Raw genomic sequence first — 15,302 nt, forward strand, 5'->3', positions numbered from 1 at the left:
CTGGTACCCCAGGTACCCCAGGGACCCCGGAGCCCCTGCTCCGGCCTCTGAGACGAAGCCCGGTTCCGGAGGCTGGGGCGGAGCCCCGGTTTCGGGGTCTGGGGCGGAGCCCCGGTCTGGGGTCTGGGGCGGAGCCCTGTTCCGGGACCTGAGGCCGAACCCCCGTTCCGAGACTTGGAGCGCAGCCCCGATTACGGGACCTGGGGCCGAACCCCCGCTCCGGGGCCTGGGGCGAACCCCCGCCCCGGGCCTGGGACCGAACCCCGGTTCCGGGGTCCGGGGTCGAGCCCCGGCTCCGGGGTCTGGGGCGGAGCCCCGGTTTCGGGGTCTGGGGCGGAGCCCCGGCTGGGGTCTGGGGCGGAGCCCCGGCTGGGGTCTGGGGCGGAGTTCCGGTTTCGGGGTGGGGAAGCAGCCCGCCGCAGGCGGCATGGGCCGCCGGGCGTCCCGGCTAGGCCGCCTCCTCCGCCTCCTCCCCCCGCTCCGGAGCCGTGACCGCGGCGCAGCGCTCCGCGATCTCGCCCAGGGTCAGTCCGAGGGTGGCGGCGAGGGCCGCGATGGTGAAGAAGGCGGGGGTCGGGGCCCGGCCGGTCTCGATCTTCCGAAGCGTCTCGGCGGAGATCCCGGCCGCGGCGGCGACCTCGGCCATGCTCCGTTCGCCACGGGCCTGGCGCAGCAGGGCGCCGAGGAAGCGGCCGCGTTCACGTTCCAGCGGGGTGAGAGGAGTGCGCACCATGACCGTGATACTAATACCGGTATAGTAATTGGTGCACACCGAACCGGTGGTTCGGTCCTGCGAAGGGGCTCACCCATGGTGGAAATCAAGACCGACGCGTCCCTGGACGCCATGCGCGAGGCGGGCCGCGTCGTGGCCTCGGCGCTCGACGCCACACAGCGGGCGGCGGCCGTCGGCGTCTCGCTGCGCGAGCTGGACGAGGCGGCGCGGGAGGTGCTGCGCGAGGCCGGGGCGAGCTCCCCGTTCCTCGGCTACCGGCCGCAGTTCGCGTCCACCCCCTTCCCCGCGGTCATCTGCGCCTCGGTCAACGACGCCATCGTCCACGGCATCCCGGGCGACTACCGGCTGTGCGACGGCGATCTGGTGACCGTCGACTGCGGTGCGACGCTGGACGGCTGGAGCGGCGACGCCGCCGTCAGCTTCACCGTCGGCACCCCGCGCCCGGCCGACGTCCGGCTGATCGAGACCACCCGCCAGGCGCTGGAGGCGGGGATCGCGGCGGCCGTCGCGGGGGGCCGGATGGGCGACATCTCCCATGCCGTGGGGACGGTGGGGCGCACCGCGGGCTACGGCATCATGGAGGACTACGGCGGCCATGGCATCGGCCGGCGGATGCACGAGGACCCGCCGGTCCCCAACGAGGGGCGGCCCGGCCGGGGCTTTCCGCTGCGGCACGGGCTGGTGCTGGCCATCGAGCCGATGTTCCTGGCGGGTGGCCTGGACGCGTACACCACCGATGCCGACGGCTGGACGCTGCGGACGACGGACGGCAGCCGCGCCGCCCACAGCGAGCACACGGTGGCGATCACGGACGACGGCCCACGGATCCTGACCGCGCTCTGAGAAGACAGGTCCGAGAAGACACAGATCTGGGAGGACAGAGGGGACGCGGTGCCTCGCCCGCCCGCCCACCCACCCGCCCCGTCCAGCGCCCCGCCCAGACACACGCTCGCGGAATCGCCCAAAAGCGGACTGTTCAATACCGGACCGTTCATCAAACACTTAGCAGGGCTGTCTAAGGTCGCGCCCATCGAAAAGCGCACCACCGGCCAGGCGAAAGGATGATGATCGTGACGGTGCCCCGGATCGACGACATCCCGCCCGCGGAACGGTTCGCGGCGTGGCGCGCCCTGTGCGAGCTGACGTCGATACCCATGGAGCTGCGCAGCGACCATGAGCACGACTTCCGCGCGAACGTACGGGGCGGAGTGGACATCGGCGAGGTGATGCTGACCTACACCTCCGTACCGTCGCTGCGGAACGAGCGGACGGCGGCCCACATCCGGCGCTCCGACCCGGAGCTCTACCATCTGCGGCTCACCCTGCGCGGGGAGACCGACGTATGCCACGGGGACGCCGAAACCACGGTCGGCGCCCGGCAGTTCATGCTCACCTCCACCTCCGCGCCGTATCTGGCGGTGTGCGAGCGCGGCAGGGTCGACGGGATGACGGTCACCCTCCGCCCCTCGCTGCTGCCGTTCCCGCCCGCCGAGCTCCAGCGGCTGCTCGGGCAGCGGCTGTCCGGACGGTCCGGGATCGGGGCCATGCTCGCCGACTTCCTCACCCGCCTGGCCACCGAGTCCGACGCCTACGGCCCGGCCGACGCATCGCGCCTCGGCACCGTCGCCGTCGATCTGCTCAACGCGCTGCTCGCGCATGAGCTCGACACCGGTGCCGAGGCGCGCGCCGAGAACCGGCTCACCCCCGAGAGCCGTCGGCGTACCCTGCGGTTACGCGTCCAGGAGTTCGTCCGGCAGAATCTGGACCGCCCGGGGCTCACCCCGGCCTCGATCGCCGCGGCCCATCACATCTCGCTCCGGTACCTCTACCGCCTCTTCGAGGAGCAGGGGCACACCGTCTCCGCGTGGATCCGCGCCCAGCGCCTGGAGCGCTGCCGCCGCGACCTCGCCGATCCCGCCCTGGGCGACACCCCCATCCATGTCATCGCCGCCCGCTGGGGCTTCAGCCACGCCGCGGACTTCAGCCGTGCCTTCCGCGGCGCCTATGGAGTGCCCCCACGGGACTTCCGCCATAGGGCGCTCGCGGCGAACAGGTGAGCGGGGCTCCCCCCGTAGCAACCCTGCTCACCCGTCACCGATCAGCATGGGCCCGCCGGGGCCGGGATGTCGTTGGCCTCCTGTGCACACTGTCTTGATCCTGCGTGCATGGACCGCGTCCGCTGTGCACGGACCGCATATCCCGGCCCCCCACGGGGTCATTTGGCGCGGGTCACCCGCAACTCCTCGATGCCCGCGCGCTTCTTGTCGTCCGCCGACCGCACGGTGACCCGTACGAAACGGGCCGGGCCGGTCGTCCCCGCGCGCCAGTGGCGGCCGTCGAGCGAGGTCCGCACCTCGTGGGAGGCGGGGCGGGTGCGGGTCCACTCCGGGCTGACCTCCGCCAGCCGCACGGCGCGCCCGAGGTCGGCCGTGAGGGTGCCCTCGACGGCGTCGGGGACCCAGGCGGTGGCCGCGTTGCCGTCCACGGCGGCGCCCGCGTACATCCCGGGCTCCTCCGTGCTCGCCGTCGCCTTACCGCAGCGCGCGACGTTGTCGGTCGGCTCGAGGTCCGGGCGGCGGGTCTTGAGCACCGCGGGCGCGCCCCGGCTCACGATCCGCTCCCCGCCGTGCGGGGTCTCGATCCGCATCGGCGCTCCCGCCGTCAGCCTTACGGTCGTCTCGTGCGGGCCGATGGCCACGTCGTAGGTGCGGCCCCGCCAGTGCAGCCCGCGCAGGGTGACACCGTCGTGGAGCTGCGGCGGCAGCGTCGGTGCGAGCCGCACACCGTCCTCGTCCATCCGCATCCCGGTCAGACCGTGGGTGAAGACCTGGAGGAAGCCGCCCTTGCCGGTGAGGAAGTCCTGTGCCGGGGAGCCGGACAGGGGGTCCTGCGCGCCCGCCTTCTCGCCCCGCGCCTCCGAGAAGGTGTCGAAGGGACCGCGGACGAACGGCTTGATGGCGCGCTGGAGGTAGGTGTACGTGGAGCAGCCGGGCTCGCCGATGGCGGCGGCGTCGATGGCGTGCACCGAGTCCGTCATGGCCGGGCCGTCCGGGTCGGTACGGGCCGCGTAGTAGTCGAGCGTCCTGGCGGCCGCCTGACCGGACATCGGCCACTCCAGCGGGTACATCAGCAGCACGGTGTCGGCCTGCTTGATCAGCGAGCCCTGGTAGCCGTCGTACTGCCGGAAGACCTGGCTCTTCTTGTCGTACGGGATCCGCATCCGGTCGGCGATCCGGTTCCAGGCGGCGGGCACCGGCTCGCCGAGGAGGCGGGCGGCGCGGGCGGCGTCGCGCAGGGCGGTGGCGGCCCCGGCGTTGGTGAAGACCGCGTCGTCCACGCCGTTGCTGTACTCGTCGGGACCGGCCACGTTCTTGATGGAGTAGCTGCCGTCGGCGTTGTGCGTGGCGCGCCCCGCCCAGAACTCGGCGATCCCCTTGAGCACCGGCCAGCCGCGCCCGCGCAGCCACCGGGTGTCGCCCGTCGACTGGTAGTACTGCCAGGCCGCCACGGCGATATCGCTCTGGAGGTGGTTCTGGGTGCGGCAGTGCGGCGGGTCCCAGCTGTGGCACTCGGTCCACAGCCCGCCCTTGCTCGCGCTGGTCCAGGGGTAGAACAGGCCGGGGTAGCCCAGCTTGCGGGCGTTGGCGCGGGCGCCGGCGCGGGTCTTGTAGCGGTACTCCACCACCGACTTGGCGAGTTCGGGATGGGTGGCCAGCAGCCCGGGGTACATCCAGGTCTCGGCGTCCCAGAAGATCAGTCCACCGTAGTTGTCGCTGCTCAGCCCGGTCGGGGAGATGCTGTTCCGGGAGCCGGCGCGGGTGGCGGACAGCAGGCCGTACTGCGCGGAGCGCACCCAGTCCTGGAGGTCGCGCCGGCGGCGCCCGGCCACCTCGATGTCGGAGCGCCACAGCCGCTTCCAGGCGGCGCTGTGCGCGGCGAACAGCCCGTCCCAGCCCTGGTCCGCCGCGCGGCGGGAGGCGGCGAGGGCGTCGGCGCGCGGGGTGTGGGAGGTCAGCGCGGTGTCCACGCCCACGTACTTGGTGAACTCATAGGACCGGCCGGGGCGGACGGGGAAGCGGAGACCCTGGCGGGCGGACAGATCCCGCGCCGCGTCCGTGCCACCGGCCTTCGTGCCGCCCGTCCTCGCTTCGGCCGTCCGGACGCCAGGACCGGGGCGCAGCGTGGAGGCCACGGCTCCGTCGGTCTTCGTGCCATCCGTACGGAAGGCGACATCGACCGTGCCGCCCTTATGGGCGCCACCGCCGGTCCCGCTCATCCGCCGCGCACCGCGCCCGTCGAGCAGATCGGTGACGGTCGCGTCCCCGCCCCAGTGCGGGGTCATCCGCATCCTTACGGCGCCCACGTGCGCGTTGGCGCGGTCGGCGACGATGTCATAGGTGAGGTCGGTGGCGCGCCCGTCGGACGCGGTCCAGGTCAGGGAGGTCCGCACCAGACCGCAGCGCATGAAGACCGTCTGCCGGTAGTGGGAGATCCGCCCGGCGGAGGTCCGGGAGCCGAAGGTCTCCGAACGGTCGCCCCCGGTGGCCACGTTCAGCGTGGACCAGGTGGGGATGGCGGCGGCCACCTGCCGGTTCCCGGTCGTCTTCGCATTGTGCGCGTAGAGGCCGGAGACGAAGGCGCCGTCGTAGCGGGGGGTGAACAGCGGCCATCCGGTCTTGTCACCCCCTCCGGAGTACCCGGTCCCCTGGGGCGGCACCCGCTGCCCCAGATAGCCGTTGCCCACATACGCGTGGGAGCTGTCCTTGGGGTCGATACGGCTGGAGGAGAGCGCCCAGCCGTCGGACGGCCCGCGCGTGCAGTCCCCTCCGGCGGTGGCGTCGGCCGCCGCGGAGGAGTCGGATTCGGGAGCGGCGGACGCCGGGGGCACGGCGGCGATCAGCCCGCAGACGAGGAGCGGGGCGATCAGCCGGGCGGGCCGGGGCGGCCGGAGGGGGGAGTACGTCATCGTTCTCCGTCGTGGTTCGCCGGTGACGGTCGCAGTGACCATAAAGAGGTGAACACGGCAGGTCAATGGATGGCGCGATGTCTTCAACATCTGAACGCGAGTTCAGATACGAGAACGAGACATGCCGCCTGCGGCGTGCTGCTCCCCGCCCCTTCCCGAGCCTGGGGCTCCGCCCCAGGCTCGGGAAGGGGCGGGGACGGGAAAAATCCGCGCCCCCAGGAGGGCCGGGTCAGAACGCCGACGGGCGCACCAGCCCCGTCTCGTACGCGAAGACCGCCGCCTGGGTCCGGTCGCGCAGCCCCAGCTTGAACAGGATCCGGCTCACATGGGTCTTCACGGTCTGCTCGGCCACCACCAGCCGTGCCGCGATCTCCGCGTTCGACAGCCCCTGGGCGATCAGCGTGAGCACCTCGGTCTCGCGCTCCGTCAGATCGCCCGCCCGAGCCCGGAGCGGCCCGCGCGGGGCGGCGGCGGTCACCCGGGAGAACTCGCCGATCAGGCGCTTGGTGATGTTCGGCGCCAGCAGCGCGTCACCGGCCGCCACCACCCGTACCGCATGGGCCAGTTCATCCGCCGAGGCGTCCTTCAGCAGAAACCCGGACGCGCCCGCGCGCAGCGCCTCGTAGACGTATTCGTCCAGGTCGAAGGTGGTGAGGACGAGGATCTTGACGGTGGTGTCGGCGGCTTCGGTGAGCCGGCGGGTGGCCTCTATACCGCCGACCCCCGGCATCCGTATGTCCATCAGGACCACGTCCGGGGCGAGTTCGGCGACCTGGGCGATGGCGTCGGCCCCGTCCACGGCCTGGCCCACGACCTCCATGTCCGGTTCGGCGTTGAGCAGCACCGTGAAGCCCTGGCGGACCATCATCTGGTCGTCGGCGATCAGGACGCGGATGGTTGTCATACGGGGTCCTCGGCGGTCTCGGGCACGGCGGCGGACGGGACGGGGTGGTCGGTGGGCAGTACGGCGATCACCTCGTAACCGCCGTCCGGCGTCGGGCCGGTGGTCAGCTCGCCCCCCAGCATCGCAGCGCGCTCCCGCATCCCGAGCAGCCCGTGCCCGGCTCCGGGCGAGGGCGGTGCGGGCCGGTCCGGCGTGGTGTTGACGACCCGGACGGTCAGCCCGTGCCGCCGGTACCCCAACTCGACCCGCGCCTCGGCGCCCGGCGCGTGCCGCATCACATTGCTCAGCGCCTCCTGGACGATGCGGAACGCCGACAGCTCCACGCCCGGCGGCAGCGCCCGCCGCTCCCCGGTGACATCGGTAAGGATCGTGATCCCGGTCCCCCGCACCGTGCCCACCAGCTCGTCCAGCCGGTCCAGGGTGGGCTGCGGGGCATGCCGGGCGCCGTCGGCCAGGGCGTCCTCGGAACGCAGCACGCCCAGCACACGGCGCAGTTCGGCCAGCGCCTCGACCGCGTTCTGCCGGATGCCCGCGAGATTCTCCCTGAGCTCGTCGGAGGGGTTCTCGGCCAGGTGCGGGGCGACCTGGGCCTGGATGGAGATCACCGACATGTGATGGGCGACCACGTCGTGCAGTTCGCGGGCGATGCGGTTGCGCTCCTCCAGCAGGGTGCGCCGGGCCCGTTCCTCCGCGGTGAGCTCCTCCTGCTCGACCAGCCGGGTCCGCGCCACCCGGCGGCCCCGCAGCGCGGCGCCCACCACCACGGCGGTGGTGAAGGACACCACGGCCTCGTCCAGGCCGTCCGTGTGGGGCCGGGTGGCGAGGGCCGCGGTGACCACGCCCACCAGGAGGGTCAGCAGCAGTGCCTCGGCGGCGATCCGCGGGCGGACCCGCAGCGCGAGGAGCAACAGGACGGCGGTGTGCAGCGCGAGCTGGCCGTAGTTCCAGGGGTAGAGCACATATGCGGGGACGCGGTCGTCCACGCCCAGCGCCGTCACCAGGAGCATGGCGGTCGAGAGCCACCATGCCGGTATCGGGCGGGTCAGCGCCAGTTGGACGGCCAGCGCTTCGAGTACGACGAGCCCGATCAGCGGCACGGGGTCCTGGGACGTCCCCGGGCGGGCGGGCTCCTGGAACTGCGCCATGCTGAGCCAGGCCATGAGCACCGCGAACAACACCACATGGCCATGGGGCAGCCGGCCCAGCCAGCGCATCCGCGGCAGTGGATCGCGCGCCACCGTCCACAGGTCCTCGCGCAGGATGCCCGGCACCGCGCGCAGGGCCTCGCCCAACGTGCGCGGCAGCGTGCGCAGGCCCCCCGCCAGCCGGTCCGCGATCCTGCCGCCTGTCATGCCCTTGACTCTAGACACTCCGCCGCTCCACGTGCTGTGCCGGCCGTGCCTGATTCCGGGGACGTCCCTCGCGGACGACCCGGCTGCCACCGGCCGCTCCAGGGCCGCCACCGCGGACGACCCCGCCACCGCCCTTCCGCGGCCGCCCCGCCTCGTACACGTGGAACGCCGCCCAGCAGATCAGCAGCGCCCCCGCGAACACCGGCAGCCAGCACAGCCGGGCGAGCACCCAGCCGGGTCCTTCGGGCACGGTGTGCAGCCCGGTCTGCGGTCCGGCGAGCCGCAGCGTGGTCACGCTGACCGCCATCATCGCGGTCTGGTGCCACAGGAAGACGGTCATCGCGGCGAGGTTGACCAGCGCCACCACCGCCCACACGACGGGCCGCGCCAGCACCCGGCGCAGCGGGCCGCGCAGCAGCAGGGCCGCGCCGCACTGGGCGAGCCCGAAGGTGACGGCCGCCAGGGTGGGCGGGTTGAGGTTGGAGATCGAGGCGCCGGGCACCCCGACCATCGCCGCCGGATAGCCGCCGAACAGGACGAGCCCGGCGGTGACCGCCGCGCCCCCGGTCAGCAGCACCCACCCGGCCATCCGCCCGCGCAGCCTGCCACGGCCCCAGGCGGCGCCCAGACAGTACGGAACCAGCCAGCCCGCCGCCAGGTTGACCCAGCCGAGCCAGGCCGGGCCGTCGAAGCCGAACCGGATCAGGTCGACATGCAGCACGACGGCGAGCGGCCACAGCGGATGCAGCCGCGCCACCAGCGGGGTCGCGGCCGTGAGCACCGCGTAGACCAGCAGGAACCACAGCGGGGACAGGACGAGTTTGAGCAGCGTGTGCACGGTCAGCAGGCTCACCCCGGCGCCGAGCAGCGCCCCCGCCGCCACCGCCCATACGGTCAGCACGGCTGCCACGGGCCGGAACAGCCGTACCAGCCGGGCCCGCAGCCACCGCCGGTAGGTGATGCCCCGGGCGCGGGCGCAGTCGTGGCTCTTCGCGCCCATCTGCCCGCCGACCAGGAAGAACACCGCGAGGGTCTGGAACACCCAGGAGACGGGGGTGAGTCCGGGCTGGTACCGCAGCGGGCTGGCCGCGCGCAGCGTGCCGCTGTCGGCCACGAGGGCGGTCACCAGCCAGTGGCCGAGCACCACGCCGAGGATGGCGACGGCCCGCAGGCCGTCCACGGCGCGGTCGCGGCCGGGCGGGGTGGCGGCCTCGATCCGCCGGGCGAGGTCACGCAGCCGGATCGGGTCACGCACCGTCTCACGCATCGCGGCCCTCCACGATCCGGCCCATGCTCGCCAGGGCGCCGGACCCGGACTTGAGGTAGTCGCTGTGCCCGACGTCCCCCGCGTCGAAGATCCGCGCGCCGAACCGCCGGGAGACCGGGTCGGTCCCGAGGCCGATGGTCGTGCCCAGCAGCGGGATCCGCACATGCGGTACCCCGCCGATCCAGTCCGCCCCGCCCCGCCCGGCCCAGACGGTGGCCCGGGTGTGCAGCTGCCGGACGTCCTCGTACCCCGTCCCGGGGCTGCCGTACAGGACGATGTCAGCGGCGTTCAGCCCCCGGGCGGCCCGTGCGCAGACCACCGAGCCGTAGGAGTGACACAGGAGCGAGATCCGCGCCCGGGGCATGGCCGCGTTCAACTCCCGTACGAATGAGGCCAGTCGGGGAGCGGCACCGGTGGCCCGGCCCGTGGTCAGCACCTCGGGCGACACGGTGCCGGGCGTCTTGTACCCGAGCCAGCCGATGACGGCCGTACGGCGCCCGAGTTGACGGCTCAGCGCGAGCGCCCCGTCCCGGAACCTGCCGTACGTCTCCAGGTTGGTGTCCGACCCCGGCACCAGCACCGCGATGCGCGTGGCGCGCCCCAGATCCCCGTACACCTCGACGGCACGGCCCCCGTTCCGCCCGTCGAAGGAGAGGAAGTGCCGCGACGCCCCCCGCATCTTCCGCAGCGCCCGCGCCCGCTTGCGGTCCCCGTGCCGGGCGGCCATCGCCTCGGCCGCCCGGATCCCCTCCCGGTTGGCGGCGTACCGGTGCTCAAGACCCGCGACGCGCACCGGCCCGAGCGCCACCGGCGCGGGCGCGGGCACCTCACTGGGCCCAGCGGCCCCCACCAGGGGCACCACCACCGAGGCGGTGACGAGCGCCGCGAGCAGGGCGCGGCGAAGACGGGACGCCATGGCTGTTCCTTCCGTGCCAACGGATGTCGTGAGTACGGAAGGTATGGAGTCGGCCGTGTGGTTGGCGTCCCACCGGGGAGTGCATCTCCGGGGTAGTCCCCAGGTATGACCGGTAGGGGGTCGGGCCGGTGAGGCGGTCGCGGGCCACCCGGCGGTGGGGCTCGGGCGCACGGCTGATACGCGGTTGATGCACGGCTGAGCGGCCGCGGAGGCCTCGCACCGCCGAAGGGGAGATGTCCTTCGCCCAAGGTGGCGCCGGTGCGCCGACGTTGCGCACCGGTCTCACCGTAGGAGGTCACGATGTCCCCTGCCCCCGCATACCGGGCCCGCCGCCGTACCGCGCTCATCGCGCTGGCGGTCTCGATGGCGGTCTCGATGGCGGTGATGGCGACCGCGGCGGCCGGACCGCCCGGCCGGGCCGGTGCCCCCGGCGGCGTTCCGGCCTCCCCCGGCGCCCGGACCGCCGGGGATCGGCTGCTGCCCTACCTGGGCAACGGCGGGTACGACGTCCGCTCGTACGACGTCGGCTACACCTACCGGCCCGGGACCACGCTGATGGACTCCTCGGTACGGATCCGGGCCACCGCCACCCAGGCCCTGTCCCGGTTCAGCCTCGACGCGGCCGTGGACGAGATCAAGACGGTCGCCGTCCACGGCGAACCGGCCCGCTTCGCCGTGGACAAGGCGGGCGAGAAGCTGGACATCACGCCCCGGCAGGCGCTGGAGAAGGGGCGCCCGTTCGATGTGGACATCGCCTACCGCGTCGACCGGAGCGACAACCGGGCCCGGCCCGGCTACCCGGCCGACCCCGCGCCGCGCCTGACCCCGTGGGTGAACAAGAAGGACGGCTTCGTGGTGTTCGGCCAGCCGGACCGGGCGCACATGTTCTTCCCCGCCAACGACTACCCCACCGACAAGGCCCGGTTCACCTTCCGCGTCACCGCGCCGAAGGGGCTTCAGGCCGTGGGCATCGGAACACCGCGCTCACGGACGACCTCGGGCGACGACGCCACCACCGTCTTCTCGACCGGCGACGAGATCTCCACCCAGGTCGTCCAGTTCGGCGTCGGGCACTACAAGGAGATCCGCGGCCGCGGTCCCCATGGGCTGCCGTTGCGCAGCTACGTCGCCACCGACGCGTACGAGGCGGCGAAGCCGCTGGTCGACCGCGTACCCGATCAGCTGTCCTGGTTCGGACAGGAGCTCGGCCGACGGTTCCCGCTGGAGACGTACGGGGTGCTCGGGGTGCCCGAAGGCTATCTGGGGGTGGCCTTCGAATCGGCGACCCTGTCCACGTTCGCCGTCGAGAACCTCGAAGGGCCGGCCGAGCGGCTCGAACCGACCATGGTCCACGAGATGGTGCACCAGTACTTCGGGGACGCGCTCGCGGTCGCCGACTGGGACACCAACTGGATCAGCGAGGGCCACGCCGACTACTACCAGCTGCGCTACGAGGTGCACCGGGGCTGGCGGGACCTGGACACCGTGCTGAAGGCGCGTTACGAGTTCGACCCCGAGGGCCGCGCCCAGTCCGGCCCCCCGAACCGGCCCAAGGAGGCCATCGACGCGCTGGTCGGTGCCAACAACGCCGGTGTGCTGATGCTCGCCGGGCTGCGCCACCAGGTGGGTGACACCGTCTTCAAGAAGATCGAGCGGACCTTCTTCGACCGGTACCGGGGACGGTACGCCGACACCCGGGACTACATCGAGGTGGCGAACGAGATCAGCGGCCGGGACTTCACCGCGTACGTCAACGGTTGGCTGTACGACGAGAAGACTCCGCCCATGCCGGGCCACCCGGACTGGGTGGCCCCCAAGCCGCCGAAGGGCTCATGACGTGACGGCATGATGGAGGCTCCGCCCCTCGCACAGATTGGTGAAAATGTCCCATTCAGCCACCGGTGGCGGTGGTCCCCTCCCCGTCACGGTCCTCCTCGTGGAGGACGACGAGGTGATCCGCAGATCGGTCGCGATGGCTCTGGAGCGCTACGGCTACCGCGTCGCCACGGCCGGTGACGGGCTGACCGGTCTCGAACTGTTCCGGGCGGGCGGACACGACCTGCTGTTGCTGGATGTGATGCTGCCGGGGCTCGACGGCATCGGACTGTGCCGCCGGATCCGGGAGACCAGTATGGCCCCGGTCCTGATGATGTCGGCGCGCGGCGACGACCTGGACGTCATATCCGGCCTGGAGGCGGGCGCCGACGACTACGTCGTCAAGCCGGTCGACACCGCGGTGCTGGTGGCCCGGATCCGGTCGCTGCTGCGGCGGGCCACCTATCCGCCGGGGCGCCCGGCGGCGCCGCCGGGCGCCCCGGCGGCGGCCGGAGCCGCGGTCCACCGGCCCGACCCGCGCCACCACCACGGCGCCCGGCTCCGCTTCGGGGACCTGGTGATCGACACGGGCGGCCTGGAGGTGTTCCTGGCCGGTGAGCCGATCGCGCTGGCCCCCACCGAACTGCGGCTGCTGCTGGAGTTCGCCGCGTATCCCGGCATCGTCCTGGACCGGGAGACGCTGCTGCGCACGGTCTGGGATTACGACTGGGACGGCGACAGCCGGGTCGTCGACCTGTGTGTACAGCGGTTGCGCAAGAAGGTCGGCGCCGGGCGGATCGAGACGGTCCGCGGTTTCGGCTACAAGTTGCGGCGCTGACGTGGACACCCCACGCACCCTGCTCAACTGGCGCTCACTGCGCTGGAAGATCGCCCTGCTGGTGGCCGCGGCCTGCTGCGGCATCGCGCTGACGGTCGGACTCCTGGTGCACCACAGCACCTACGAGCGGTCCATGCACGAGGGCGCGGCCAAGGCCTACACCGCCCTGGACGCCGCCCTCGCCCCGGGCGGTGGCGGCGGGGACGACGGCGCCGTGCGCACCCCCGGGGAGATGCCGCCGAAGCTGGTGCGGATGGTCCGGGCCCAGGGGATCGCCGCCGTCTACGACGAGAGCCGTCCGTACCAGCCGAGGATGTGGGCCGGACGGCGGCTGCCCGGCGGCCGTCTGGTGGCGGTTTCGGTCGACATGACGTCGGACCAGCTCAGCCGCGGTGCCCTGGACCGGCACATGTGGAAGTACTCGCTGGCCGCGCTGGCCGTCATCGTGCCCCTGTCCGCCCTCGCCGCCGAACTCCCCAACCGGCGGCTGCGGCGGGTGGCGCGCACCGCGCGGCGCATCGCCTCGGGCGACCTGGCCGCCAGGACGGAGGTGGGCGGCCGGGCGGGCGACGAGATCACCGAGATCTCGGCCACGGTCGACTCCATGGCCGACAGCCTGCGGGACCGGCTGCGCGGCGAACAGCGCTTCACCGCCGATGTCGCGCACGAGTTGCGCACCCCGCTGATGGGCCTGGTCACCTCCACCGAGCTGCTCCCGGAGAGCGAGGCCACCGACCTCGTCAGGGACCGGGTCCAGGTGCTGCGCACCCTGGTCGAGGACCTGTTGGAGATCTCCCGTCTCGACGCCGGTGTGGAACGCGCCGATCTGCGGCCCGTCGCGCTCCCGGACATGGTCCGGGGCTCACTGGCCCGCACCGGCCTCGACGCACGTTTCACGGTCGGCGCCGCGCCCGCCCTGGTCGAGACGGACCCGCGCCGGCTCGACCGGATCCTCGCCAATCTGCTCGGCAACGCCCACCGGCACGGCGCCGCGCCGGTCGAGGTCACCGTCGAGGGCACGACGGTCGTCGTCCGCGACCACGGCCCCGGCTTTCCCGACAGCCTCCTCGAGGAAGGGCCGCAGCGCTTCCGCACCGGCGCGGCCGAGCGCGGCCGCGGCCACGGGCTCGGACTGACCGTCGCCTCGGGCCAGGCCCGGGTCATCGGCGCGTCACTGCTCTTCGCGAACGCCGCCGACGGCGGGGCCGTCGTCACGCTTCGGCTGCCGCCGACGGACTGACGCGACAGAGCCGACAGCGGACGCGACAGCGGCAAGCCGATACACGACGGATGACCGGCCGAGCGGTGCCGGATCCACGGTCACGGCCCTGCCGAGATCCGTCCCGGCCAAGGTGGTTGACGTGCGACGCGATACGTCAACCAGCTTTGGAGGTGCCTTGCGGATGGCCCCCGATCACAGCCCCCGTGGACCCGGCGCGGGCGTGGCGAAGCCGCCGCGGCCGGAGCGCGCGGGCACCGGCCCCCAGGAAGGGCCCCCGGCCGCGCCCGGCACCGGCCGTCCACGGATCGAGGCCGTGCGGAGGAGGTTGCCGACGACCGGCGTCCGGTGCCGGCGCCGGGGCCGGGGCCGGGTCGTCGCCGGGCTCGCGGCGGCGGACGCGCTGGTGATGCTGGGTCACGCCTGGATCCCCAACCGGGTCGGTCATCTCGGCAGTCTCGTCGAGACGTTCCTGCCCTGGACGGGCCTGGCCGTGCCGCCGCTGCTGCTCTGCGCCCTCGTCCGCCGCTCCGCGACCGCCGTCGTGGCCGTCGTCCTGCCCGCCCTCACCTGGTGTTCGCTCTTCGGCGGGATGCTCCTCGACAAGCGGGCGGACGGCGGAGGCCTGACTGTCGTGACCCACAACGTCGATGAGCACAATCCGCACCCCGTGCGCACCGCACGCGCCCTCGCGGCCTCCGGCGCCGATGTGCTGGCCCTCGAAGAGCTGGGCGCCGCGACGGCGGCGTACGAGAGAACACTGGCCGGCACCTACCCGTATCGCGTGGTGCGGGGCACGGTCGGGCTGTGGAGCAGGTACCCCGTCGACTCCTCCCGCCCGGTGGACATCGCGCCCTGGCCACGCTCCCTGCGCGCCGTCGTACGGACGCCCGAGGGGCCGGTCGCCGTCTTCGTCGCCCATCTGCTGTCGGTCCGGTTCGGCGCCACGTCGGGCTTCACCGCCTCCGCTCGTGACGCCGCCGCACGCCGTCTCGGCACCGCCCTGCGCGCCGAACCACTGCGGCGCACCGTGCTCGTGGGCGATCTCAACGGCACCTTGGACGACCGGGGCTTGTCCGCGGTCACCTCCCGGCTGCGTTCGGCCCAGGCCGAGGCGGGCGCCGGGTTCGGCCTCACCTGGCCCGCCTCGTTCCCCGTGGCGAGGATCGACCACATACTCGTCCGCGGTGTGGACCCGCGCGCGTCCTGGACGCTGCCCGCCACCGGCAGCGACCATCTGCCGGTGGCGGCGAGGCTGCGGCTGTGAGCTCCCGGACGCGGAGGCCGCCGTG

The 15,302-nt window shown here is 73.2% G+C and carries 12 protein-coding genes; 6 read left to right on the forward strand and 6 right to left on the reverse strand.

Translation table 11 applies throughout. The features are described 5' to 3' along the window. Positions 1-448: 448 nt before the first annotated feature. Positions 449-733 carry a helix-turn-helix domain-containing protein gene (locus J2Z30_RS12460; RefSeq protein WP_044574925.1) on the reverse strand — a complete coding sequence of 95 codons (285 nt, stop codon included), beginning with the start codon at positions 731-733 and terminating at the stop codon, positions 449-451. Between the two features lie 75 nt (positions 734-808). On the opposite strand from J2Z30_RS12460, the gene map reads away from it, so the two are divergent. After that, positions 809-1,576: a type I methionyl aminopeptidase gene (map, locus tag J2Z30_RS12465; RefSeq protein WP_044574924.1), complete on the forward strand. Its 768-nt coding sequence runs from the start codon at positions 809-811 to the stop codon at positions 1,574-1,576. A 221-nt stretch (positions 1,577-1,797) separates the two neighbouring features. Next, a complete protein-coding gene (locus J2Z30_RS12470; RefSeq protein WP_044574923.1) occupies positions 1,798-2,790 on the forward strand; it encodes a helix-turn-helix domain-containing protein in 993 nt (330 codons plus the stop codon). A gap of 158 nt (positions 2,791-2,948) precedes the next feature. Here J2Z30_RS12470 and J2Z30_RS12475 read toward each other — a convergent pair whose 3' ends face one another. From J2Z30_RS12475 to J2Z30_RS12495, 5 genes are all read right to left on the reverse strand, one after another. After that, positions 2,949-5,699: a glycosyl hydrolase family 65 domain-containing protein gene (locus J2Z30_RS12475; RefSeq protein ID WP_044574922.1), complete on the reverse strand. Its 2,751-nt coding sequence runs from the start codon at positions 5,697-5,699 to the stop codon at positions 2,949-2,951. Between the two features lie 229 nt (positions 5,700-5,928). Further along, positions 5,929-6,603 (reverse strand): response regulator, encoded by a 675-nt coding sequence (locus J2Z30_RS12480; RefSeq protein WP_044574920.1) that lies wholly within the window; start codon positions 6,601-6,603, stop codon positions 5,929-5,931. Further along, positions 6,600-7,955, reverse strand: a complete 1,356-nt coding sequence (locus tag J2Z30_RS12485; RefSeq protein ID WP_044574918.1) for a sensor histidine kinase — start codon at positions 7,953-7,955, stop codon at positions 6,600-6,602. Before J2Z30_RS12485 ends, J2Z30_RS12480 begins: the two co-directional genes overlap by 4 nt. Positions 7,956-7,965: 10 nt before the next feature. After that, positions 7,966-9,222 carry an acyltransferase family protein gene (locus tag J2Z30_RS12490; RefSeq protein WP_044574914.1) on the reverse strand — a complete coding sequence of 419 codons (1,257 nt, stop codon included), beginning with the start codon at positions 9,220-9,222 and terminating at the stop codon, positions 7,966-7,968. Continuing rightward, the gene (locus tag J2Z30_RS12495; protein ID WP_044574913.1) at positions 9,215-10,138 is read right to left on the reverse strand and encodes an alpha/beta hydrolase; all 924 of its coding nucleotides are present in this window, start codon (positions 10,136-10,138) and stop codon (positions 9,215-9,217) included. Before J2Z30_RS12495 ends, J2Z30_RS12490 begins: the two co-directional genes overlap by 8 nt. A gap of 300 nt (positions 10,139-10,438) precedes the next feature. On the opposite strand from J2Z30_RS12495, the gene J2Z30_RS12500 reads away from it, so the two are divergent. From J2Z30_RS12500 to J2Z30_RS12515, 4 genes are all read left to right on the forward strand, one after another. Continuing rightward, a complete protein-coding gene (locus J2Z30_RS12500; RefSeq protein WP_044574912.1) occupies positions 10,439-11,974 on the forward strand; it encodes a M1 family metallopeptidase in 1,536 nt (511 codons plus the stop codon). A gap of 46 nt (positions 11,975-12,020) precedes the next feature. Then, on the forward strand, positions 12,021-12,791 hold the full coding sequence (gene cseB / locus J2Z30_RS12505) for a two-component system response regulator CseB (RefSeq protein WP_044574910.1): 771 nt from the start codon (positions 12,021-12,023) through the stop codon (positions 12,789-12,791). Between the two features lies 1 nt (position 12,792). After that, positions 12,793-14,031, forward strand: a complete 1,239-nt coding sequence (locus J2Z30_RS12510) for a sensor histidine kinase (RefSeq protein ID WP_044574908.1) — start codon at positions 12,793-12,795, stop codon at positions 14,029-14,031. A gap of 388 nt (positions 14,032-14,419) precedes the next feature. Next, a complete protein-coding gene (locus J2Z30_RS12515) occupies positions 14,420-15,277 on the forward strand; it encodes an endonuclease/exonuclease/phosphatase family protein (RefSeq protein ID WP_044581901.1) in 858 nt (285 codons plus the stop codon). Positions 15,278-15,302 lie beyond the last annotated feature (25 nt).

It is taken from the genome of Streptomyces iranensis, assembly GCF_017874715.1.
Taxonomy (GTDB): Bacteria; Actinomycetota; Actinomycetes; order Streptomycetales; family Streptomycetaceae; genus Streptomyces; species Streptomyces iranensis.